This window comes from Loktanella sp. Alg231-35 (genome assembly GCF_900143545.1).
Taxonomy (GTDB): Bacteria; Pseudomonadota; Alphaproteobacteria; order Rhodobacterales; family Rhodobacteraceae; genus Yoonia.
Map to the genome: position 1 here is coordinate 48,927 of NZ_FREV01000008.1, position 22,187 is coordinate 71,113.

General features: G+C 54.5%; 19 protein-coding genes and 2 pseudogenes. 2 read left to right on the top strand and 19 right to left on the bottom strand.

Annotated elements, in window-relative coordinates:
• The 16 genes from DHN10_RS17170 to DHN10_RS17245 form a co-directional block, all read right to left on the bottom strand.
• Window positions 1-1,389 (bottom strand): conjugal transfer protein TraH, encoded by a 1,389-nt coding sequence (locus DHN10_RS17170; protein WP_108816591.1) that lies wholly within the window; start codon window positions 1,387-1,389, stop codon window positions 1-3.
• Window positions 1,382-2,209, bottom strand: a complete 828-nt coding sequence (locus DHN10_RS17175; protein WP_108816592.1) for a conjugal transfer protein TraF — start codon at window positions 2,207-2,209, stop codon at window positions 1,382-1,384. Before DHN10_RS17175 ends, DHN10_RS17170 begins: the two co-directional genes overlap by 8 nt.
• Window positions 2,206-2,604, bottom strand: a complete 399-nt coding sequence (gene traF, locus DHN10_RS17180) for a conjugal transfer protein TraF (RefSeq protein WP_108816593.1) — start codon at window positions 2,602-2,604, stop codon at window positions 2,206-2,208. The genes DHN10_RS17175 and traF overlap by 4 nt, the downstream gene beginning before the upstream one ends.
• The gene (gene traN / locus DHN10_RS17185) at window positions 2,591-4,279 is read right to left on the bottom strand and encodes a conjugal transfer protein TraN (protein ID WP_108816594.1); all 1,689 of its coding nucleotides are present in this window, start codon (window positions 4,277-4,279) and stop codon (window positions 2,591-2,593) included. The genes traF and traN overlap by 14 nt, the downstream gene beginning before the upstream one ends.
• Window positions 4,276-4,992 (bottom strand): type-F conjugative transfer system pilin assembly protein TrbC, encoded by a 717-nt coding sequence (gene trbC / locus DHN10_RS17190; protein ID WP_159087045.1) that lies wholly within the window; start codon window positions 4,990-4,992, stop codon window positions 4,276-4,278. The genes traN and trbC overlap by 4 nt, the downstream gene beginning before the upstream one ends.
• Window positions 4,962-5,963 (bottom strand): conjugal transfer pilus assembly protein TraU, encoded by a 1,002-nt coding sequence (gene traU / locus DHN10_RS17195; protein WP_108816596.1) that lies wholly within the window; start codon window positions 5,961-5,963, stop codon window positions 4,962-4,964. The genes trbC and traU overlap by 31 nt, the downstream gene beginning before the upstream one ends.
• Window positions 5,960-6,592, bottom strand: coding sequence for a type-F conjugative transfer system protein TraW (gene traW, locus DHN10_RS17200; protein WP_108816597.1), 633 nt, complete (start codon window positions 6,590-6,592; stop codon window positions 5,960-5,962). The genes traU and traW overlap by 4 nt, the downstream gene beginning before the upstream one ends.
• Window positions 6,589-7,131, bottom strand: a complete 543-nt coding sequence (locus DHN10_RS17205) for a S26 family signal peptidase (RefSeq protein ID WP_108816598.1) — start codon at window positions 7,129-7,131, stop codon at window positions 6,589-6,591. The genes traW and DHN10_RS17205 overlap by 4 nt, the downstream gene beginning before the upstream one ends.
• A complete protein-coding gene (locus DHN10_RS17210; RefSeq protein WP_108816599.1) occupies window positions 7,128-7,514 on the bottom strand; it encodes a TrbI F-type domain-containing protein in 387 nt (128 codons plus the stop codon). Before DHN10_RS17210 ends, DHN10_RS17205 begins: the two co-directional genes overlap by 4 nt.
• A 150-nt stretch (window positions 7,515-7,664) precedes the next feature.
• The gene (locus tag DHN10_RS17215) at window positions 7,665-10,145 is read right to left on the bottom strand and encodes a TraC family protein (RefSeq protein ID WP_108816600.1); all 2,481 of its coding nucleotides are present in this window, start codon (window positions 10,143-10,145) and stop codon (window positions 7,665-7,667) included.
• A complete protein-coding gene (locus DHN10_RS17220; RefSeq protein WP_108816601.1) occupies window positions 10,145-10,543 on the bottom strand; it encodes a TraV family lipoprotein in 399 nt (132 codons plus the stop codon). The genes DHN10_RS17215 and DHN10_RS17220 overlap by 1 nt, the downstream gene beginning before the upstream one ends.
• Window positions 10,544-10,639: 96 nt before the next feature.
• Window positions 10,640-11,950 (bottom strand): TrbI/VirB10 family protein, encoded by a 1,311-nt coding sequence (locus DHN10_RS17225; protein ID WP_108816602.1) that lies wholly within the window; start codon window positions 11,948-11,950, stop codon window positions 10,640-10,642.
• Window positions 11,947-12,660: a TraK domain-containing protein gene (locus tag DHN10_RS17230; protein WP_108816603.1), complete on the bottom strand. Its 714-nt coding sequence runs from the start codon at window positions 12,658-12,660 to the stop codon at window positions 11,947-11,949. Before DHN10_RS17230 ends, DHN10_RS17225 begins: the two co-directional genes overlap by 4 nt.
• Complete coding sequence (locus DHN10_RS17235) at window positions 12,657-13,211, bottom strand: TraE/TraK family type IV conjugative transfer system protein (RefSeq protein ID WP_108816604.1); 555 nt, start codon at window positions 13,209-13,211, stop codon at window positions 12,657-12,659. The genes DHN10_RS17230 and DHN10_RS17235 overlap by 4 nt, the downstream gene beginning before the upstream one ends.
• Before the next feature lie 2 nt (window positions 13,212-13,213).
• The gene (gene traL, locus DHN10_RS17240; protein WP_108816605.1) at window positions 13,214-13,510 is read right to left on the bottom strand and encodes a type IV conjugative transfer system protein TraL; all 297 of its coding nucleotides are present in this window, start codon (window positions 13,508-13,510) and stop codon (window positions 13,214-13,216) included.
• Between the two features lie 66 nt (window positions 13,511-13,576).
• On the bottom strand, window positions 13,577-13,957 hold the full coding sequence (locus DHN10_RS17245; RefSeq protein WP_108816606.1) for a hypothetical protein: 381 nt from the start codon (window positions 13,955-13,957) through the stop codon (window positions 13,577-13,579).
• 152 nt (window positions 13,958-14,109) lie between these two features.
• Between DHN10_RS17245 and DHN10_RS17250 the strand changes: the two genes are divergently transcribed.
• Together DHN10_RS17250 and DHN10_RS17255 are read left to right on the top strand one after the other, a co-directional pair.
• Window positions 14,110-14,889, top strand: coding sequence for a hypothetical protein (locus DHN10_RS17250; RefSeq protein ID WP_108816607.1), 780 nt, complete (start codon window positions 14,110-14,112; stop codon window positions 14,887-14,889).
• A 28-nt stretch (window positions 14,890-14,917) separates the two neighbouring features.
• The gene (locus DHN10_RS17255; protein WP_108816608.1) at window positions 14,918-15,604 is read left to right on the top strand and encodes an SOS response-associated peptidase; all 687 of its coding nucleotides are present in this window, start codon (window positions 14,918-14,920) and stop codon (window positions 15,602-15,604) included.
• A gap of 434 nt (window positions 15,605-16,038) precedes the next feature.
• Here DHN10_RS17255 and DHN10_RS17260 read toward each other — a convergent pair.
• From DHN10_RS17260 to DHN10_RS17270, 3 genes and pseudogenes are all read right to left on the bottom strand, one after another.
• Window positions 16,039-16,335, bottom strand: a pseudogene (locus DHN10_RS17260) (IS110 family transposase); the annotation flags it as partial.
• Between the two features lie 401 nt (window positions 16,336-16,736).
• On the bottom strand, window positions 16,737-21,455 hold the full coding sequence (locus DHN10_RS17265; RefSeq protein WP_234417171.1) for an ExeM/NucH family extracellular endonuclease: 4,719 nt from the start codon (window positions 21,453-21,455) through the stop codon (window positions 16,737-16,739).
• A gap of 341 nt (window positions 21,456-21,796) precedes the next feature.
• A pseudogene (locus DHN10_RS17270) lies at window positions 21,797-22,107 on the bottom strand (transposase); the annotation flags it as partial.
• Window positions 22,108-22,187: the final 80 nt, after the last annotated feature.

A 22,187-nucleotide genomic window follows, 5' to 3' on the forward strand; every position in this document is an offset into this window, starting at 1 on the left:
TCAGAACTCCACCACTTGCGTGGCCAGCCATCCGGCGCGCTCGCCAGACAGGGTTGACTGTACGCTCATCAGCCTTGTCAGGGTGGCAACAGCATCATTGAAGCGCTCTGCAGCTTCACGACGCATGGCGGAGAAGTTCGCATAGCTGTCGGTTACCTGCTCGCGATACTCGCCAAGTTGCGGACCCAACCCTTCAGTATTGCCTGCGAGTTTCAGCATCTCTTCAAGGGCTTCGCGCGTGTAAAGCATCGCAAAGTCTAGTGCGACCAGTTCGGCCATGAGAGCGATCTCGTCGCCAACAAACTCGTACTTGTAGGAGCGGGCAGTCTTCAGGATTTCATAGACCGGCACCGACGTCATACCAATCAAACCCTCTGATCCAGTTGGCAAACCAGTGTCGGTCGCCAGCGCATTGTTGATGCCTTCAAGGATCTCGGTCACCCGCGCATAAAGAGCCTGGTCAGCGGCAAGAGACAAAGTAGCAAAGGTTGGGTTCAGGCAGCGATCAGTGGGATCAGAGTCACAGCGCAACACCTCGACGTCACCACCCTCAACCATCGTCCGGATCATCTGCGATGAAAATGCGCGAGGCGGGTAATTGGTGTGAGAGCGCGGCGTGTCATCGTCTGCGCCACCAATGACGATGATCGTGCCGGTGATCGTCATGAAGAATTCGGCCAATTCATCGTCTGAAGCAAGGAACGTGTTATTGCGTGATGCCTTCCAGGCATAGTTCACATTGACCGGAAGCTGGGCCTGCATTTCGGGATCACCAGCAGCGAGTGTGCTTGTGTGGTCACCCCCAGTTCCGCACCCATGACGGGCCCGGGCGCGGTCAGCCACCAATCCGCTTTGGGTCGCGATGGACTGACAAATGTGCTGAGACGCGGCATCGGTCTGTGGCCAAACAGAAGCGACCAAAGCCTGGCCGGCCTCGCATGAGTTGATGTTCATTGAATTGACCTGTTGCTGAAGGTCACGCAGCTTGCCGACGACTTCCTGGACCGCTGGGGAGAGGCTTTCCAGAGCAAGCTCAAAGGCAAATCCCGATGCATTCGCCATGATCGCTTCCATCATCGCGATCAGCTCGTCGGCGGACAAAAACGAGAACGCACCGCCAAAAATGTCGATGCCGCCGCAACCGGAACGTACACTTGGGAGTTGGATTGAGGCAAGCTGGCTGTTGCGCGGCTGTGTCCTGACATACAATGACCCCAAAGAAACATACCCCGCGCGTTGACCATCATACGCCGATGGCCTGGTCACATTGACGCCGCCAGATGAACGCGACCAAAAATCAGCGAGGTCACTTTCAACTTGGGAAAACGCTGCACCAGGTGCCAGCAAAGAGACAGAAACTGCCAAGGCCGAGAGCGGAAACTTAATCATAGAGTTCTCCTTCTGGAATGCTGGTAATGATGCGAATGCGATCCAAGACTATGTCTTGGGTCATCAGGCCGGCGCCAATGAGATCTACCTGACCAGAACGTGGTTCTACCAACGCCAGGAATGGCGATGGAACATCTGCGAAACCGAGGTTTCGCACTTCGCCTTGATCGGTTTTGCTTTCTGGAAATGTCGGCAAGACGATGCCATCCCGCGTCACAGCCAGGACGGAGACACCATATTGTTGAACGAGTGCTTGAAGGACCTCGCCTTGCGTGGCGCAAACCAGACAAGACGGTGAACCATCGTAGACGAACATAAGCGCGCGTTCCGTCGTGGCTGTCTCAAACGCCGATTCACGGTCAACATCGAGCCGATCTTGATAGAGGTTGCTGCCAATTTGTGACAGCGGCCGATCGACATTTGCATCAAGGTAAGGGTTCGCAAACAAGCTGCGCTGCCATACCTCGGTAAACAAGCCTGCCTGACGGACCATGGCGGCTTGAGCTTCCATGTAAGCGACAACATTATCCGAAGTCGGTTCGAGTATCGCGCGATGCTTCAGCTCATCAAGTTGGGCGCGGTACTCTTCAATTTGTTCGGTGTACGTTTTCGGAGGAGCCGGCGGCGGGGCAGGGGGAAGTTCCGCAGCCGCTTCCGGCTCCTCCTCAACCACTGTGTTGGGATCGCAGTAGAAGTTCCAGCCTTTGGTTCGCTGATCATCGCAGGCGAAGCCACGACTCGAGTTCGGTTCGGTCAGATCGGCAAACGCGGGAGCAGCAAGGGCCAACGTGGCAACGAGGGTGGAGCCGAACCGGTTCATAATACCGAACTTTCTCGAAGAGCTGATGAAAGGCGCGACAGGAAGTGGCGCATGGTCCTGACACCGCCGACATGATGCGTGATGCGCTGATGCTTACCGTTGAAGATCAAGACCTGCGGAACAGACTGAAAATGGGCTGTGAGTGGATGCCTTAGGCCGTCCTCAAAGCTGGTGAATGGCAAAACCGGCTGAAGGTCCATCGAAGCTAGGAGAACATCGATGCCTGTCTCGTCTTGAAGTTGCTTCAAAACTGGCGCGATAGCCGCACAGTATGGGCAAGTGCTTTGCGCAACAAAAATCACACCCAATCCCGAAGGTGAAGCATTGGCTTTTTGGGCGGACAGAAGCAGTGCGGCTGGCAAAGCAGCAACAAACTTACGCCTATTCATAGACATCTCGAATCTCCGGCTGCGAAAGAAGAATGTTGTCCTGGATCAACCCTGAAAGATCGGACGGCGCGATTGATCCAACGCCTTCAAAGGCATCGCCAAGCGCTGATGAAAAATCGATAAGGCTCCAATCGATGGCTTCCATCTCCGCCTGGGTCATCGCGCGGCAACTAAACGAGCCGTACAACTGACGAAGGCCTTGCTCAGAGATGATACGGGCGATGCGGCTGTTATACGTGCAGAAACGACGGGAACGTTGGGCACAGACAAACAGAAAGCGTTCAGAGCAATAAGTGCTCATGTAGATGGCAGCTCCGGCCTGTTTTGCGCCGTAAAGAGCGACTTCGTCGGATGTGCATTCAGCGATGCTGCCAAGCGCCCAACCCGAGTCGGCACAGCAGTTAATGGTCCCCAGTATGCCAATACGACAACGCCGGCGGGTCGCGCTGAAATATTGAACGTCAAAATCGCCTTCGACGTTGCCAAGAAAGCGATCAATAATCGACATATCATGGGTAAATTCGGTCGCCATCGTGTTCAGTGCTTCGATGCCAACAAGCGCGTAACCAATATCATCATTGGTGTCGTGCGGGATGGACTGTGTGACACCGCCAACGGTCACGTTGACCGCGTCGCAGGTCGCATCGAATGCCTGGCTATCGGGCGAACCACACTGATAGGTTTGTTCAAAGGCACCACAAACGCCGTCTTCGTCCATCGAATAACAAACTGAATTGGTCAAACTGCATCCAGGATCGCTTTCGAGAGGGCCACAATCGCTCGTGTATTCAGTGGAGGCGCAGGTCCATTCCGTCTGCTCTTCCGTACACTCCATTGGGACAAGCTCATCGTTCACGACTTCGACGGAAGGACCAGACGTACAAGTCGTTTCAGGCGCACCACACAACATTGATGAAAAGCCATCTTCGCAGGTTTCAGACCATGTGATGATCGGGTCATTGACGATGACGGATCCAACTGGATTGCCAACAACAGTCATCGGCTCGTCGCTGGAGCAAACAAACTCTGAGACGCGCCTGAAACACTCGCCAAAAAAGAAGAAGGACTCGCATTCATTAGAAGTCATTGCGCAATAGGGCGCTGCAGTGAGACCATCGTGACAGCTGCTATCATCACCAAAGATGCCACCAAGCGTCTCGCAGCGGTGCGCTTGTGTCTTAATGACGGAGATTTCGGCAGTTGAGATGCAAACCGATGTCGTTTGCGTGCGCGAACGATTGCAGACCCGCTGCAAGAGCGGCGCATCTTCAAAGTTCTCTACGCTGCAGGTCCCACCAGAAGTCGAGAACGTCGTAGGATCAATCAGTGCTTCAGGATTGGACACAGCGCCATCAGCAACACCCAACAGGCTTTGATCAGCGGCTGATACACTCCAATCGTGCACGTTGTTCGTAAATGTTGAATACGCATTGCCTTCCGCAGTATCCGAGCCTGACAGGATTAACCCGCCGTCTTCGAGATCCCCGGTACCCATGTCCGACTGGGGTAGATCGGTTTCAACAGGAACACCGAGTAAATCTTCAGCGGTAGATCTGTCGTAGTCGGTGAAACGTTGAGCGTTCCCCAACGCGTCTTGAGCAAGCCCCTGATAATGATTGTCAGCTTGCGCAGGACCAATTGAAGCTATGATTGAGAGCACGACTACTATTGATCTAGTCATTGTTCAGACTCCAGAATCACTTGCACCGGCACGGCGTTTGAAGTTTCGCCCTTGGCAATCACTTCCAGGAGAAATCGAAGGGGCACATTGCCAGCGGCACGATCATGCTCCGGAACCACGTCGGCATCGCAACCTTGGGTCTCGCAGACATCAAGGTTGACCATTGTTGAAACGAGGGTAGGGACCGCTGAAACCTCAAATCGTGTAAACAGGGTTGGATCGATAATGAATCCCTGAGAGATATCAGAGCCTTCATAGATGGACCGAACGCGTTCCTCAGTTGCCAACACCGAGTTGTCGACAAAGCCATTGAAGACGACGGGTATGCCAAGATTGGCCGCGTCAGTAAGAACAGCTTTCAATGACGGTTCTGGCATCGAAAAAGAAGCAAAGACAAACACGCCCCCTGGATAACGACGATCTTCACCGGCACCCTCCGGTAGGTCCCCGGGACCAATGTTCAGCATCTCGCGCACGCGACCATTTTCAAGGCTGTCGAGGGCGCGCGCGGTGATATCATCGGGAAGGTCAAATTCCTGTTGAAGAAGGCGCAGACGCGACTGGAGATCTTCTCCGATCGCGTCTGCCTCTTCCATTCGATCATCAATCAAGGCTCCGTGAGTGGCAGCTCTTGGCAGTTGATCGGCGGAGAGAGAGGAAGCTGAAAAGCCAATGAGAAGGGTTAAAGTGCGCAGCAATTTCTCTTCCTCCAAAATAGATATCCAAATGACTCGCCAACGTAGGGGGTCTCTTTATATCGGTCGTAAAACTGGGTGGTTGCCCCGATTGGCGCACATGCGTAGCGGCCGGACGTGGATGGGAAGGGGCGCGTGATCTGACGCCGATATTGGCTTTTCGGAATAATGGGTGCGAGTTGCGGCGTGCAGAGCGAGGTGCTTGAAGCTGTGCGTTGCGCGAGCAGCATCCGATGCATGCGGGCAAGCAGTTTCGCGGAGACAACAGACGTCGCTTGCACACCGCCGGTGTGATTATTCGCGTCACCGGTTACGGGGTAAAGCGAGCCGGAACAGCCATCGCACCAGAAAAGTTCATCAAGTGGCAGGTTGCCTGACGAGGCAACGGCACAATCGGCAGCACAAGCACCCTGCGCGATAGGATTGGCGAACAGCAGACCTTCTGGGTTTAGCAGGGTAGACAACTCTGCATCCATCCAAAGTGGGTCAAGCTCACTCATCCATGCCAGATCGAAAGCCGTGGTCTCCAGACACAGCGCATCAATCGTCGTTCCCAGCATCGAAATCAGTGGGTAGTAGTAGTAATGGGCATGCCATTTTGACCCGTTGTCGCTCCCATTACTCGCGTTGACGCTGGTCCTGCCGCGTGAAAACAGACCGAAATCAACATCGAAGCCGAGGTTTGAGAAGCACCCGGTTTCATTGGAGACGTCGACCAGACGCGCAGGTTCCCAGATGCCGATCGACAGGCCAATCCGAGGGATCGGAAAAGCGGGACAGACGCAAAGTGGAAAGTTTGGGTTGTTTGTGTCAGGCCGTGATGCACCGAGGTTCATCGTCAGAGCGCCAACCGAGATCGGGAAAATGCAGTCCCAACAGACTTCTGTTATCGGGTTCAGGAAGCGGGCATTGCATTTGGCGTTTGCGACACTGACGGACAACAAAAGGGCGGCAAATGCACCCAGAATGATCCTTGAAATATAGGTCATTGGTTCTCACCTCCCGAGACAGGAATTTCTTCGACGAGCATCACAGGATCCGCCCGGCTGACGACCGAAGGTACGACCGTCAGACCGAAGCGCTCAGAAATCACGCCGCCCTGGTCAAAGTAGAAGAGCTTCTGATGCGTTTCTGTCAGTTCCAATGGAGCGCCATTGACCAGGATCAGCTTCACCGGCTCTTGGTTCGCAAGATCCACGGCAAATGCGACTTGGTCAGGATCATCGCCGTCGATGAACACGAGGCGCTGATTAAATCGGCTATGCTCAAGCGGGTTCACGCGCGTTCCGGCTCGGGCGAACACAACGCCGCGATGGTCCACCAGATCGCGATCCAGAATGATGGACAGATCCACGTTATAGCTTCTGTAAACCTCTGCAGGGCGCATGCCGGCGACGGGGATCGGCCGGTTGACCCACGAACGCGCTTTATCCTGCATATCTTGTTGCATCTGCGCAAGTTCGCCATTCGCATCCATCTCGGACAGGCGACCCAGAATGATATCAAGAATGGAGGGCTCTTCGACAGGGAACAATGCGCCGAACACGCCATAGTCAACGGCGTGAGCAGGACCGGCCAAAAAGAGAATTGAAGCCAAAGCACGCAAGACAGGTTTCATAGCCCTGCCTCCCGGAAATCCGCCATCACAGGAAGAGGCCAGCCACGACCAATCAACTGATCATCGGAAATAAGACCGATTACGCTGTAGCGACTGTCGAGGCTGTCTGGCGACGTGCCGAAAACAGCGTAGTGGCCATCTGGTATCACGCCGGGCGCAATCCTGGCAGCAACAGGCTGACCGTCCTTGATCCAAAGCGGGTAACACTGATCGTTGACGCACGGGCTGCCATCGGCGTCTATCGTGATTTCATCGCCTGGCAGACCGCCGATGCGCTTCACAAACTGAAATTCACCAAATCGATCCTGAAGCACCTCCGGCATCTCAGCAGCAATAACAGCGCCACGGCGAAGCAGAATGGGATGTTCAAACACAACAAAAGCAGGTTCATCCAGCGACTGCGAGGCATTCATGATGAGGTTGAACTGATCCAACACAAAGATGCAGCCAACGCCGAAAATGATCGTCCCGTACCCAAATGCACGGCGTGCGCGTGAAGGCTTAGATTTTGTCGATTTCGTCTGAGAACCGTCAGTCATTGCAAGAGCCCCGTTTGTTGAAGAAGGTCAGGGGTGATGTCGCGCACACCGCCAAGCACCGCGGCTGAATTGACGATCATCAGGCCACGCTCGCTCGCGTAGGCTTGGACAATCGGATCCAGGTTGGCGTTCAATGCTCTGACACGCGCCTGCAGCTCTTCATCAGATACATCGCGGCCCTGAGCATCAACGAACCCGCGAATAAGATCAGCTGCGTCAATCGAAACAATTTCAGGGCGCCCGAGATTGCCGGTACGATCCAACACAGTCAGGGTGATTGCGACGTTCACAAGAGCGAAACAGGCGGCCCCAGCCAAAAGGCCAATAAGGTTGGTTATGTTAAATAAGTCAGCATTGCTGACATTGCTTGTTTGATCAGTCATCGGATTTCACCGACCGACGAGAAGCAATTGCCGAGACCTGGCGAAACGCCTTAGAGAGCTTCCGCCAAACCCAGCACAGGCCGTCAAATGTGAACATTGCAATGGTCGCTACACCGACCATCGCAAACCATATGGTGAGCCCATCAAGCATCAGATGACCTCCCCACTCTCAACCAGCTGTTCAAGCGCGTCGCCCATGTTCATGCCGCGCACGTTTACAAGGTCGTTCAGCTTCTGGACCATGTGTCCGGTGGTCGAGAAAATCGCCAGAGAATACTTATCGAGAAGAAGACGGCCAAAGAGCCAGCCTTCCGGGCCGCGAATACCGCACTCGGAAAACTGGCCTTTGACGGAGGTGAGTGATTTTAAGCTATGCGCAATGCCCTCAGGCGCATTCAAGCGACCATCTGACACCAGCTGATCGATGACCTCCGGTTTCTGGGATAGAAAGATCGTCCAGTCGCTGTTTTGCAGACAAACGAGCGCAGCCGGATTTTCATAGTAATCCAACATCGATTGCGTGCCGGTAATCAAAGCACCAGTGTATTTACGCGCGCGCCGAACGACCCCTTCGAGGAATTTCGCCGTCTCAGCACCAAGCATGTCCCAAGCTTCATCAATAAGGATTGCGACACGGGTCGAACGATCCGTTTTGAACATCAACTCCGTGCCGAGGAACATGATGATCTGCAGAACAACGGCTTCGAGATCCTTCTGAGACTTCAGCTCAGACATCTCGAAAACAGTGAAGGCGCTATCGATGGACACGTTTGAAGGCCCGTCAAACATTTCACCGTATGTCCCGCCGACCGCGTAACGGCTCAGCTTGGTGATAACGTCAATCAAGCGCGGTTCTTTCTCGACGTTGGATTTAAGGATGCCTAGAACTTCGGTGACGTTGCCATCGTTGCCGAGCTTGTCCCACACTTCAGCACAGGCCAGCTCAATAAACTCTTCCTCAATCCCGGAAACGCGACCTTCGCGTTGCTCACCGAGGTTGGCCATCGTTGCGATCACGCGAGTGATCAATTCCAGCGCTTCGCCGCGATACTCGATTGAATCCATGTGTTCAGCACTGAGCATTGCGAATGGATTGAGACGAAACTGACTGCCAGATCCGATACTCAGCCAATCGCCACCAATAATCTCACAAGTGGTCTTGAACGACTGTCCATCATCGATGACCAGGACACGGCCGCCACCCGAATAGATCGAGGTGACAAGTTCCTGCATAAACACTGACTTACCGGCACCCGACTTACCAACAACCGAAACGTTGTAGTTGCCGGAAGAGCGATAATTGTCCCAGTCACACAGCTGTCCCTGGCGACCGCACAACAGCAAACCCGTATATTCACGCGCACCAACAAATTCACCGTGGATCGGCGCCAATGCGGTGACTGCAGCACCCTTCCTCTTTTTCACACGAGAGGCTTTGCGCATGTCTTCGATACGTGGACCGCTGGCCTGAAATGGAAGACCTGCGAGGAACACGGGGAGCTGGAGGAAGTTGTCCTTTTCCAACGTGACGCCGACCATCGAATAGATTTTGCGCATCTCGGACAAGGCTGCGGTACTGTCATCAACGTCGCCGCGCGCGTAGGCTGAAACGGTCGTGAGCGTCTCAAAGATGCGTTCGCCACGTTCGAGCTGAGTTTGAAGCCCTTCATACTCAGCATCTTGCTCCGGCAAATCTGACATCCACTTGCCGAAGTTCGTCGTCTTCGCATGTTCAAGTTTCGCCCGCTTTTTGACTACCTCGGACATGCTCTGACGGTTTGGTTTTGAACGGGCCGTGAGACATGTCAAAACGGGCCCATGAGGGTTATCATCGGGCCTGTCGGGCGACCCATTAAACAGTGATCCCAAGGCGCCGGCCCATTCGTGCGGGACCATGCGGACCGTCGCAGACGAGACGGACAATTCCGGCGAATTGAGGAAAGACATACCATCGCTCGCGACGGCCAAGCCAGCACCAGGCAGTTGATAATTCAGTGGGACATCATCGTCATAGACAAGTGGTTCTGCAGAAACCGAGCCACGCGTGTGCAGCATCTCTGAAAGAAGCTCCAAAAAGACACTGGGCTGCACATTCGCGCAGAGCTGGTCGCCACCCATCGCGAGGATGAGGTTGCGCCGGAATTCCTTCAGCCCTTTAAGCTGGCTTTGCGACGGATCACCATCGACCCATCCAGATATCAAGATGCGACGCGAATGCGGAACACACTTCATATGGCCATTGGTCCCAAAGCGAAGGCCGTTGAAGTGACCAATCCGGCGTTCGACCATCTTGCGCATCAGAGGGGTTTGAACATGGCGCTGGCTGGACCATCGGGTAAGGTTCGGCATTAGATTTGGAGATGCCCAGGAAATGAATTGAACGGTTCCGTCGGGTGGGCAGTAGCTGGATATGGCTGTCTGAAGTGTGCGAAAAACGTCCGCACCAATCACGGGCGGCGTCTCAAGAAGAAAGCCGACCGTCCCATCGTTGTGGAACAGATTGTCCTCTGGATCATACACACGGTAGGACAGGAGATCCGAAAACACATGATCTACAAAAGACTGTCGATCCTCCATCGTGAATGGGGCATCATCGAACAGCGACGACATAAAGTTGGCAAAACCGCCCATTAGCTTGCTCCCCAGCGCGCTTCGCGGACAACAAAATGGGCATAGGTCCCTTCGTGAAGGATTTCGGCTTCATCCAAGTATGGAGGCAACCATAAACGGCCGGTCTTTTCCGGGATCCTGTACCGCGCCGACTGATAGGCAGCCCCACCCGCAGGAACACCAGCGACAGCAGACCCAGGCTTGCCACCCGTCAGGATTGGTTGCGTCAACTGGTCGTTTTGACTGTCTTGCGGGTTTTCAGAAACGGTTGCGCCACCGATGACACCAGATCCATCAATCTCAGCCATCGTTCTACAAGGCTGGCCGGTCTGGGCACCGCAGAGAAAGTTCTGTTCAGTGCTGCTTTCACCACAACCGGCCAAAGCAACGGCGACAACAAAAATGAATCGGCGGTTCATTCTGAGTTCTCCAAATATGAGGGGAGCATGGGGCCACAAAACGGTTCATGCTCCGCGCATGCGCTGACAAACGCACACAGGATCAAGAGGCAGAACCTATTCAAGGTTCACGCCTTCCATGAAGACGAGTTCGACTTGCGTGCCACCGTAGAGCGACACGACGGGCTGATACTGTTCGGCGCGTTCGATGTAATACTCGCTAAGGCGATTGGCGGCGCCGCTAACACCACCAGCAGCGGAGGACGCACCTGCGCTGTTGAGCACATCTTCGAAGGAAGTCGCTTCGGCACCAGATGCGGCATCGCCGACACTCTTGATCCCGTCAGCCAAACCACCAAGCGCGCCTGCAATGGCTGCATTGTTGATCAACCGGCCCTCGCGAGACACCACCAAACCACGCGCGCCGGCTTTACCAGCGCCGCTCATGTAGCCAGCAACATCCCGCTCGAACACACGACCGCCGGACTGAACACAGGACAGTTTCAACAGCCGTACATAAACCCGCTCCGAACTCAGATCGCCTCGCGCCGACCCGGTAACGGTGCAGCCAGTTAAATCAATGGTATGGCCCTGAGTGGAACGTGTCCCGGCCGTGATGGCTGGAGACGTAATACGGAAAACCACTGGCACGGGTTCCGCCTGACTTGTCACCGATGTGGAAGCATCAACACCAGACAAAACGATAGCCGGAGCATAAGAACCTGCCGGTAAATAGTTAGACAGATGCGGAGGTACGTCTTGCTCCTCTGCAGAACCACCCGAGGACGTCAGTGTAAATTGACGCGAGAACGGAATGGGTTCGAAGCCGGGTATTGCTCCTACAGGCGCAACCTGTCCGCCCGGCTGTGTTTGTGTTCGAATACTCCCCCCGGCGCCGTTGTTTGGTCCAGTCTGTGGACCAAGTGGTCCATTCACAGGGGGGCGCACAGCAGCCGGTGACAAAAAGTCCGACACCAAACCGCTGCCTGGGAGGTTAAATCCCGTCCCTTGTGAAGCACCTGTTGTGGGATTGATTGCGCCCCCCTGCCCTGCCTCAAGCCGTTGCTGCAAAGCATTGATTGTCTCTTCATACCGCGAGAGTATCGCGTCGTATTCCGTGGCCGTTTGCGCCTTCTCAGCTTCATGTAGTTCGACCATTGTCTGAACCGACGTCTCCAAATTGACGTACTTGTCGCGAAGGTCATCAAGTTCAGTGGCCGCATCCTTGATCCAGGACATTTCTGGTGCAGCAGCACGGGTACGATCGGCGATCATTGTCGTTGTCACACCGCTTTCGGACTGCCCCATCGGAAGACCTGGTGCGCTGCTATTGAGTGTCTGACTGACCACAAACATCGCACCGAGACCAACGAAACCGCACATGCCAGCGATGATCAGTTGCTTGTTTCTGCGAGACGTATTGCTCATCTTGTGTCCTCCACAACAATGACCCAAACCTTCCCACCTGAAATCACGCGGTCCACGTAGACAGCGAGGGTGCGGCTAGATCGATAAAACTGACGTTCGGTAGGGATTTGGCCGCCTCGGGCGCTCACAACAGAGATCCGGGCAATCAGGCCCCCAGCTGAATAGGACGCAAAGCTGCCAACACGCTGTCCAGAGGCAGAACGATTGCCGATCCGAGCGGCGTAGGCTTGACGGGTAAAGCTGACCAAATTTGCGGTACGGGAAGAACCACTGCCACCAGAATTCACGGCAAATCCAGACGCATCAGCAGACGCATTCGCTTGTTGCGAACTGGCAGGAGCGGAAGAAACACCCCGAAGCGTGACTAGAACAGTATGATTTTCCAGATCAGTTTTGGGATTCATCGTGAAACCGATCGTATGACCAGTCTCTGTCACAATGTACCCACTCTCCGACGTGGGCTGACCCCCAGCGAACCGCAAAAACACGTCGCCAGTCCCTTCATCATTGACCATCTCAAAGTTGCTCGAACTCTGCAGGATTTTTGAGATACGGTTATCGACAACGGAAATGCGCGTTGGACCTGTCACAGATACATCGAACGAGATGTTCTGGTCTGGTCGGGTTGTTAACCGAACAGTGTCTGCCACCACCGACGATCCGAACAAACAGACACAGACCACAAACGATTTGAGAGAGAAACGGTTCATGACGACGGCTCCTCAACAGTCATCGAGGCCAAACGTACCGAAGACGCCTCTTCAACGAAAATCAGGGTGATGATCCGTTCTTCCCGCGTGACCCGCTGTGTTTCGATAAAGGTGGAAAGGTTACCAGTGACCACAATCCGCAACCCGTCAAGGTCATGATCAAGTCGCTCTGGAAAGAAGGTCGTTGAGATACGGCGTTCACGAATATCTTCGGCAACGGCATCAAATGCATCCAACAACCGTGGACGGTCACGGACGCTCGAAAGCCGCTCGACAACACGCCGACCATAGGCTGCTGTCTCAGGCGACACATTGTAGAAGGCGTAAATTGCATCCAGGGCGAGAGACTCAACATACCGAGAATCCACAGCGCCAGCGGCCACCATTCCGTCGCTGATGCGGGACGGCACAAGAACAGTTGTTCGCTGGATTTGGGTGTAGGACCCCACCAGCATGACGATAACCACCAGTTCGGCGAGCGATATGATGATGAAAAGGTTGCGCATACCACGCGACGAACGCAACTGGCGTGCTTGTTGATGAGGGCTCATGACTATCCCCTCCAATGGACCACATCCGATCGCGGAAACGACCGATATGGAGAGATTTCAGGAGGCAAAAACCAATATGCGGCGGCCTTCAGCCGCTCGATCCCACCTTCCCCTTTCAGACGACGCCAAAGGCCAAGGAGTATCAGGCCAATCACGATGCCAGCGATAAGGTTCCGACCTAAGAACCCGACAAAACACGGGCCAAGAAACATCGCAGCATCGTCTGCAGTGAAGAAAAACAGGCGCCCAGGTACTTCGAGCTTTTGTTCAATCAGTACAATGTTAGAATTATCAGACATCTTGATCCCCCATGATCAAAGTTGATGTGGACCCCGCCGCCAACTGCGGAGCCCACGAACCCAGCTTTAGACTGGGCCGACACCGTCAAAGGGGACGGATGGAACCTCGGCAGCGGCTGTCAACATATCGACAGTCGCTGTCACACCACCGATGCCATTGATGATTTCAACGCCATAGCCGATCAGGAACGCGATCATCACGCTTGAGATGACCCACTTCCAATTGGATGTGACGGCATAGACGCCGATACCAATGATCAGCGACACCAGCAGCATCAAAGCACCGAAGTTGCCGCCGAGCATTGTGTTGAGGTCGCCAAGCATCGTTGTGAACGACGCATCGATGCCTGTACCGGCACCGGCAGCTGAGGCGAACGAAGGAGCCAAAACGGCCGCCGTCACAACAGCCAGACGGCCAAAGTTGGATAGGATAAGTTTTTTGAACATAGCTTTTACCTCTGTTGGAGAGGACAATGCGCCCTCGCCCTAGGGTAGAAACATCAGTAGTCAAGATGCAAGTAAAAAAGTGCAACACAAAATATATTACACCTTTACAGAATCTTGTCGCGCAAGAAATGCCTTAAAAATGTAATGACTCCGTGGCTCAGATAGGCAACATTGGAGGTCAACAAAAACGGGCGATCGAAGCCACCAAGAAGGCAAATACATTGAAAAGCGCAGATCTCGATCAGATACTGGCCATCAACGCAGTGTTTTGGGATCAAGCTGCCGACCTGCTCAGAGAAGGTTATCAGCCAAACACCTACTTGCGGGAAGGTGCCAAAGGCTACCACGTCACATTCTCGAAGAAAGGCGCTACAAAGACCCTGGTCGCAATAGACAAGAAATCAACAATAGCAGTCCCGGCCATAATCGACGGGATCTCGCTGTTTCAGATGATGGCAACGTACAGCAAAGCGACCAGCATCACACTGCCCCTTGTCCCGTTCGGAGAAAACCAAGACAACCCGAAATCTAGCGTAATCCGAATGTCGCGGCCTAACCCTAAAATCCAATGGACGCTAGAGATCGATGGAGCATCGCTCACCGGCGAGAAAAACAAACCACGGCGCATTGAGCCCTTTGGCGCTGTCATCGAGACAGCGCGCTTTGCTGGCGCGACCACGGCGGAACTGCTGATCAGTGATGCAACGAGGGAATACTTTCAAACACGACTACGGAGAAACCAGTGGGTCAATGACGAACTTGCGCTGAAGGATTTGAACCTGCGTACCTGGTGCCTTGATAAAGGGCATAGCTACCAAACAGTCTATCGCGTCCTTCACCGAGGGGATGACCTGCCAGAAATCAAAGCAATGCTGGCACGGGTTGCGAAGAAAAAAGTCCAGGAAATGTGGCCCAAGATCGAGTGGGACTAGACTGGACTATCCTGTAGATTGATTCATCATGTGCAACCTCTATTCAGCGACTACAAATGTCCAAGCCATGCGGGAACTGTTCCGCGTCAAGCCTGAAAATGATCGATTGGGTAACGCAGAACCAAGAACAGCAATCTGGCCGAAATACCCAGGACCGGTGGTGCGTACTGACGACGGAGGTGAACGCGAACTGGTCGAAATGAACTGGGGATTTCTGACCAAAAGTGTAAGCAAGAAGACCGGCAAAGAGCTGAAGCCGCAGGCTTGGAACAATGCCCGCGATGACAAGGTGAGGACCAACGGGCTTTGGAAGAACAGCTTCTTGAAGCGCCGATGCTTGATCCCGGCCAGCAGTTTCCGTGAAGCCAAAGGCAAACGTCCGGCGACTGACTTCTGGTTTGCACTCATGGGTGACGAACCACGGCCGCCGTTTGCGATGGCTGGGCTGTGGCAACCAACGCCCCCTGCCCTGGCGACGTCGCTTGATACTCCCACGGGCCTCTCTCATACCGTGGTCACGACGACTTCAAACGACATCGTGCGTCCAGTGCATCCCTCCAGGATGGTTGTTATCCTTGATCCATCTGACTATGAAACCTGGCTTAACGGCTCGCCTGAAGAAGCCCTCGCGCTTTTGCGCCCGTATCCCTCTGATCGTATGAAAATCGTCATGGATGGGATAGGCATTCTGCGTGACGGCGAGCCCTCCGATTAGCGATTGGTTTCCAGAATATTGTTCACTTTCTGTTCCTGTTGTCTATATCTCGATCATGCCTGCTTCGCGCCCACCCTGCAAAGCCGTTCCGAACCATAAAGGACGCCGCCAAAGCAGGTCAGATTGTTGAAATTAAATGCAACCTATGCCGACGTGGTATGAATTTTATGGCGTCCGACTTGGTTCAGGTCATTGATCCACGTCATCCGGTGCATATCCCGCCATTTGCGTGCTCGAAGTGCAAAACAATGGAATATGTTCACATCAACACCCGAACGCCCAGTTTGGGCGATGTTGGCCGACTACCGGTTCGCAAGCTACAAGGGCAGCGGCAAACATGGGTCTGGAAAGCCGGTGTTTTGGGCGAATAGACGAAAAAAATTCCGTGGCACTCTGGAGGTTGCTCCGGTAAAGGGCAGGATCGTAGTTTGCGCAGCATCGTTGTAATCGTTCTTCTGGCCCTTGTTGAACGGCTGCACGTTGACCGCTGGAATGATCCGAGGCTCGAACCCCATCTTGCGCAACGTGCGGCTGACAAAATGCGCGCTCATGCAGGCTTCCATACCCACAATGCAATGTGGAAGTTCCTCAAACGTCGAGATCAACGCCATACGCTTGATCTTCTTGCGCAACACGAGCTGTCCGCTCTTATCAAAACCAACCAAGTGAAACACGTCTTTGCCGATATCAACGCCAATCGACATCAGCTCATCAAAATCATTCTTTGCCATGCTACTTCTCCTATTTGCAGTATAGGCCAAGCCTAACCTGCTGGGTGAAGCAGCCGGTACATCCCATTAGTGCCCGATGCCGCGCTTCGCATGAATGTCCGATCCTCAACTAATGGAAAGAAATGGTGACAAATTCGATCTGAGATTGGCCAAAGGTTTGTGAGACAGGAATTTGCAATGGCTTTAATGGAAGAGATGCTTGTGACAAAAGGGACCGTTTTGGGCGCCTAGGTATTGAACAGGGGTTTGTGTCCGCTGCAATAGAAGACTGGGCTCATCTTCTTACAACACTACCCTTTATGGCTCTGCAATGCTGACCGTTCACAACCACTGCTCATCTGCAGAGGATGTCTTTGCCAATAGGCAATCTTCCGACATGCGCAATCTAGATGGTGACTGGTCTAAACGAAGTCGAACGTGTCAGAACCAAGGCTGATGCCGATAACGAGTGGATCATGGTCTGATGCGGCAAAGACATCCGCTCCATTGTAGAAGCCAGCGTCATTGAACCCAGAGTTATAATTCAGCAAATCAGGTTCCTCGGCGTTGATGTGCCACTCAGCGAGACCCGTGATCTGGCTCGTCAAACTGTCCGACGACAACGCGTGATCCAGGGCGCCCCTTTGGCCATCAAAGACGAAGCTGAACGCATCTTCCGCACCGGTGAAGTCTTCGATCAGGTTGGCGTATCCAGCTGCTTCAAGAGCCTGTAGCGGGTCTTCCTGACTATAGGCATTCAGATCGCCAAGGATAAGGACATCCGGATCGCCCGTTCCCAATGGGTCGGTTGCAAGCCAGGCTGCCAATTGGTCGGCCGCGTCTGTGCGTACCTGGTTCCAGAAACCCTGTCCGTCCCCGCTGTCACTGTTGGGATCAAGCGGATCACCTGCTGTCAGCCCGCTTGGTCCCTTGGACTTGAAGTGATTGACTGCGACGGTGAAAACCTCTCCGTCGGCATTCTCAAACGATGTCGCGATAGCCGGGCGGTTGCGCTGTTGGCCGCCATCATCGAATATGAAGAAGTCTGAACTGAGCTCAGTCACACTGCTGAGTTTGTAGATGATACCGTTTGAGATCGCGTCGGTACCAATGGGGCCACCGTCGTCAGTCGGATCGACATAACCGTAAACTTCGGCCCCCAGCCGCGTGTTTAGCGCGTCGACCAAAGCTGCAATCGCGGAATCGGCCCCAAAGCCGTTGTTCTCAACTTCTTGCAGCCCGATGATATCACCATCCAGTTCGACCAGCGCGTTAACCAGCTTTTCCGTCTGGCGGGCGAGGTCCTCCTCCGTGAAAGCACCGCGTTCGCCCAAAGTGGTAAAGTAATTGAGTGCGTTGAAGCTGACGACTGTCAGGTCCCCTCCGACATCTGGTGGGGTTACATCGCGCGCGCCTTCGTTGGTGGCACTGTCGATTTGCAGAACTTCGGTCGGGATGACTTTGTATTCGCCAAAGCTAAAGCTGAGCACGCCCTCAATCGGAGCCGTGATTTCGGACCCAAGGCGCAGTGTCGGACCATCCGCTGTGAACGTATCACCGGACCCAAGGATGCCGTCGCCATCGTCACCTGCGCCGGTGTTCGCAATATAACCGAAGGTGGACGGATTGCTGCCACCCGCCCCGTCATCGATCGTGATGCGATTGGCAAGGTTCGCCGCCTGCAATTCGTCTATAAGCTCCGCCTGCGTTTGCGCATCATAGATTTGCGTTGGCTGAATTTGCGACCCCGCGCTGACTGTCAACTCGCCGAACCGGTCAAAGTTGAAGTTCTCGATGATCGTCAAAGGTTCGGACCCGTCGGTTGTGACGGACACGCGCATGCCCTCAAGCGCCTCGAGGTTTGCAGTGCCGCTGAGTGGCAGAGTGATCTGGCTGGCCGTTGGCAAGGCTGCGGTGCCCAGAATGCTTTCTGTCGCGGCTGTGATCTGCGTGAAGTCAAAGAATTCTGACACCGCACCTTCGACATAGACCACATCCGTGATCGTGACGGTTGGGGCGCCACCCGTGAAGATAAATATCCCTTCAGAGGTCGCCAAGTCAGCGTCCACATCGGAGTCTTCCTCTTGCAGGTAGTAACCATTGGACATGATAGCTGTCACAACGCCGGTTACGCCGACGGTGAGCCCGCTCAGAGGTGACGCGTCACCTGCGCCCTGAACCTCATGAATTCTGGCTTGTTGCACCGGGTCAACCGCGTCATTGGCCGCACCACGCGTGTCTGCCTCGGGTCCTGACCACGTGCCGTCGGCCTGTTTTTGCAAGGATTGACCAATTGCGGTTGTCCCGGTTTCTGCGACGCCGATATCCGTCGAAGTCAGGCCCACCGCAGGCCCATCGGTCGCGGTCAGCGCACCTTCGTAAGACAGGAATTCCACAACGCTTCCGTCTGGCCGCACCAAGGCGATGCCATCGGGCGACCCGTTTTGAATGCCGGGTGCATCAACCGCGACATAACCGGTGTCCCCACTGCCTTGCAGGGTCTCTCCTGTCAGCGAGATGGTGTTGTAGCTCGCACCGTTGCTACCGTTATAGAGCACAAGCGACCAGCCGGTGAGGTCGAGCCCGACCGGACCTGCCACCTCGACGAATTCACCAACGTCACTGCCCGCATTGTCATAGTGGAATTCGTTGATCGACAGATCCTGCGGAGAACCACCAGCGTCATTGACCGCACCGCTTGTGTTGGTATCGAGCGCAGCCCATGTGCCATCTGCTTGCTTCTGCAGCGATCCACCAATGGGTGTGCTGCCACTTTCCTCGGCGCCGATATCGACTGATGTCAGGCCAACCGCCGTGCCATTGGTCGCCGTCAACTGGCCTTCGTAGGAAAGGAATTCGACAACCTCGCCCAAGTCATTGATCAACGCAATGCCGTCCGGGCTGCCGTTCTGCAGTCCATTTGACGGCAGGTCTACAACCGAGAACCCCACCCCATCGGTCGGATTGCCCAACGTCCCATCAAGCGCAATGGTATTATATACGGTCCCGTTGCTGCCGTTATAAAGCTCAAGGGTCCAGCCCGACAGACTGGCCCCTTCAACGCCTGCGACCTCGATGAATTCACCGACATCAGAACCTTCATTATCGTAATGAAACTCGTTGATAAATGCGTTGGCCTGAAGATCCGGCCCGGAATTCACAGCGCCACTCGTGTTTTCGTCCAGCGCAACCCAGGTTCCGTCTGCCTGCCGCTGCAAAGAGCCCCCGACAGGCGAGCCGCCATTTTCGGCCGCGCCAATATCTTCGGACGTCAGACCCGCGGCTGTGCCGTTTGCCGCGGTAAGTACGCCTTCGTATGATAGGAACTCGACGACCTCGCCCACTTCATTGATCAGCGCGATCCCGTCCGGACTGCCGTTCTGCAGGCCATTGGTCGGCAAATCGACCACCGTAAAGCCGACACCATCTGTGGGATTATCCAACGTGCCCGACAAGGCAATGGTGTTGTACACGGTTCCGTTGCTGCCGTTGTAAAGCTCAAGCGTCCACCCCGTGAGGTCCGCGCCCGCAGTGCCCGCAACTTCAATGAACTCGCCGACATCCGAGCCGGCATTATCGTAGTGAAATTCGTTCAGGAAGGCGGATGTTTGCACCGGACCTAGCTGCTGACCTGTGTTGGTCGCACCGCTTGTATCTGCGTCCAAAGCGGCCCAGATGAATTCGTCTTCAACACCGACGCGCTGGACTGATGCCCCGATTGGCGCGCCGATCTGGGCGACGCCCACATCCTGCGACATAAGACCGGCTGCCGGACCATCCACTGCCGTCATCTCACCCTCATATGAGATGAACTCGACAACCTCTCCCAGACCATTCACCAGCGCGATCCCATCGGGCGCTCCGTTTTGCAGCCCGTTCGATGGCAAATCCGCGACCGAGAACCCGAAGCCGCCAGCGGAATCGGCTATCACGCCGGACAGGTCAATCGTGTTGTAGGCGCTGCCGTTGCTGCCGTTGTACAGAACCAGTTCCCAGCCCGTCAGATCCAACCCGGCAGTGCCAGCAACCTCAATGAATTCGCCGGTGTCGCCTCCGACATTGTCATAGTGAAATTCATTGATCCAAGCCTTTGGCAATGGCCCATCTTCAACATCTGTCACTGTAACGGTCACATCGTCAGAGGCTGATGCCCCATGCTCATCCGTGACTGTGACAGTCACTTCATAGTCATTATCCTGATCTGCATCAGCCGGCATTTCAAAGTCTGGTGCTTGCACGAATGTCAGCAGCCCAGAATTCGGATCGATGTCAAACAACACCGCGTCAGTGCCTGAGATCGTATAGGTCAACATGGCTCCGGTATCGATATCGGCCCCCATGGCGGTAAGAACCTCGGTGAGGTTCTCGGGGATGCTAACCATTTGCGGCACATCGAGTGTTGGTGCGTCATTCTCTCCGGTCACTGTGATGATGACCGTTGCGGTTTGGGTCGATCCATTGTCGTCAGTGACGGTGTAGGTCAGCTCAGTTGTGGCGGTCTCGCCCATGGCAAGGTTCTCAAATGCGCCATCTGCGGAATAGGTGACTGTACCGTTGGCGTTGAGAACGGCACTGCCGGTGAGGCCGCTTGTATCGATGCTTTCGATCCGGAGCGCATCACCGTCAAAATCGAAATCATTGTCGGTCAGTCCCGAAAGAACAGTCGGCCCGTCCTCTGAAGCCGAGCGCGCATCATCGCGCGCCAACACCGCATTATTTTCGCCCCGCAAATTGACGGTGTAGTCGTCATCTTCAAAGTAAAGCTCTTCGGCAGAGTAAACCCGGCTGGTTTCACCGTTGATGGTGACTTTCGCCCTACCCTGGCCGTTGATGCCAGAGACCTGGGCCGCCTCAACACTGCCGCTGTAGACGACCTGATCAAACCCGCGACCGCCGAAAATGCGATCTCCATCGCCCGCACGGATCGTGTCATCGCCACGCCCCCCGAATATGATATCCGGGCCGCCGCCCCCATCAATTACGTCATCGCCATTGCGGCCAAATATGATGTTGCGCCCAGCAGTACCAATCAGCGTATTGTCACCGTTGTCACCAAAAATAATCCCAAGTGTAAACTTCCGAGCCATAGAAATATCCCCCAATCCAATACCCTCCATCAAAGGCGAAGTGAGCATATCCATGCAACGTTTATTTGATGCTTGTTCAAAAGCCGGGGAAATCCGCCTCATCTGAGCACCGTGACAAGGAGGCAACTCTGACATTCCCCAAATCCAGGACCACAAGGCTGGCACCCACATGAGTATCAGAGGCATGATCCCTAAAGACGACATAGCCACGCGCCTGCTGTCCGGGTCGTATCTGATCGATGGCGACCAAATCACCGCGCTGCATGACGCGCCGTGGCCCGTCGTATTCCTGCACAAGGGAACGCCATCAACGACACCGAAACACGATTGTCAGATTGACCGGACTCTCTGTTCTTCAAATTGATGGCCGGGCTGTCACAGATCTAGGGTACAGTGACACCTGTGCTGTCGATTAATAGATGCAATGGCACGGATGAACCGCGATACGGAATGGCCACCAATAACGTCCTTTGCCGCCGACATAAGGTGTAAAGTCCAGCACGGACCACTCAAGACCCGCTAAAGCTAACAGACTTTCAACGAAGCCTGTGGTCTGGCGCAAAGGCAAGCCGAACAGCACTTTGATCGTCAGGCATGCTTGGACCGCAGCGTCAAACCAGTTTGATAGCGACCCACGTTGCTTCAGGATCCTGTTGTAATCTGACCAGTTTGTGGACTTGTAAGTCGTAGGTGCCCAATTGCTAATCCATGCCAGCTAGCATACTGGATTCGCAACATGAATCCCATCAGTTGATTTGTGCAACAAAGCCGGTCGCTAGCCCAGCG

Excerpts from the sequence above, each read along its gene's own strand:
- DHN10_RS17170 (WP_108816591.1), bottom strand. The coding sequence starts at position 1,389 with ATGATTAAGTTTCCGCTCTCGGCCTTGGCAGTTTCTGTCTCTTTGCTG.
- DHN10_RS17175 (WP_108816592.1), bottom strand. The coding sequence starts at position 2,209 with ATGAACCGGTTCGGCTCCACCCTCGTTGCCACGTTGGCCCTTGCTGCT.
- traF (WP_108816593.1), bottom strand. The coding sequence starts at position 2,604 with ATGTCTATGAATAGGCGTAAGTTTGTTGCTGCTTTGCCAGCCGCACTG.
- traN (WP_108816594.1), bottom strand. The coding sequence starts at position 4,279 with ATGACTAGATCAATAGTAGTCGTGCTCTCAATCATAGCTTCAATTGGT.
- traU (WP_108816596.1), bottom strand. The coding sequence starts at position 5,963 with ATGACCTATATTTCAAGGATCATTCTGGGTGCATTTGCCGCCCTTTTG.
- traW (WP_108816597.1), bottom strand. The coding sequence starts at position 6,592 with ATGAAACCTGTCTTGCGTGCTTTGGCTTCAATTCTCTTTTTGGCCGGT.
- DHN10_RS17205 (WP_108816598.1), bottom strand. The coding sequence starts at position 7,131 with ATGACTGACGGTTCTCAGACGAAATCGACAAAATCTAAGCCTTCACGC.
- DHN10_RS17210 (WP_108816599.1), bottom strand. The coding sequence starts at position 7,514 with ATGACTGATCAAACAAGCAATGTCAGCAATGCTGACTTATTTAACATA.
- DHN10_RS17215 (WP_108816600.1), bottom strand. The coding sequence starts at position 10,145 with ATGGGCGGTTTTGCCAACTTTATGTCGTCGCTGTTCGATGATGCCCCA.
- DHN10_RS17220 (WP_108816601.1), bottom strand. The coding sequence starts at position 10,543 with ATGAACCGCCGATTCATTTTTGTTGTCGCCGTTGCTTTGGCCGGTTGT.
- DHN10_RS17225 (WP_108816602.1), bottom strand. The coding sequence starts at position 11,950 with ATGAGCAATACGTCTCGCAGAAACAAGCAACTGATCATCGCTGGCATG.
- DHN10_RS17230 (WP_108816603.1), bottom strand. The coding sequence starts at position 12,660 with ATGAACCGTTTCTCTCTCAAATCGTTTGTGGTCTGTGTCTGTTTGTTC.
- DHN10_RS17235 (WP_108816604.1), bottom strand. The coding sequence starts at position 13,211 with ATGAGCCCTCATCAACAAGCACGCCAGTTGCGTTCGTCGCGTGGTATG.
- traL (WP_108816605.1), bottom strand. The coding sequence starts at position 13,510 with ATGTCTGATAATTCTAACATTGTACTGATTGAACAAAAGCTCGAAGTA.
- DHN10_RS17245 (WP_108816606.1), bottom strand. The coding sequence starts at position 13,957 with ATGTTCAAAAAACTTATCCTATCCAACTTTGGCCGTCTGGCTGTTGTG.
- DHN10_RS17255 (WP_108816608.1), top strand. The coding sequence starts at position 14,918 with ATGTGCAACCTCTATTCAGCGACTACAAATGTCCAAGCCATGCGGGAA.
- DHN10_RS17265 (WP_234417171.1), bottom strand. The coding sequence starts at position 21,455 with ATGGATATGCTCACTTCGCCTTTGATGGAGGGTATTGGATTGGGGGAT.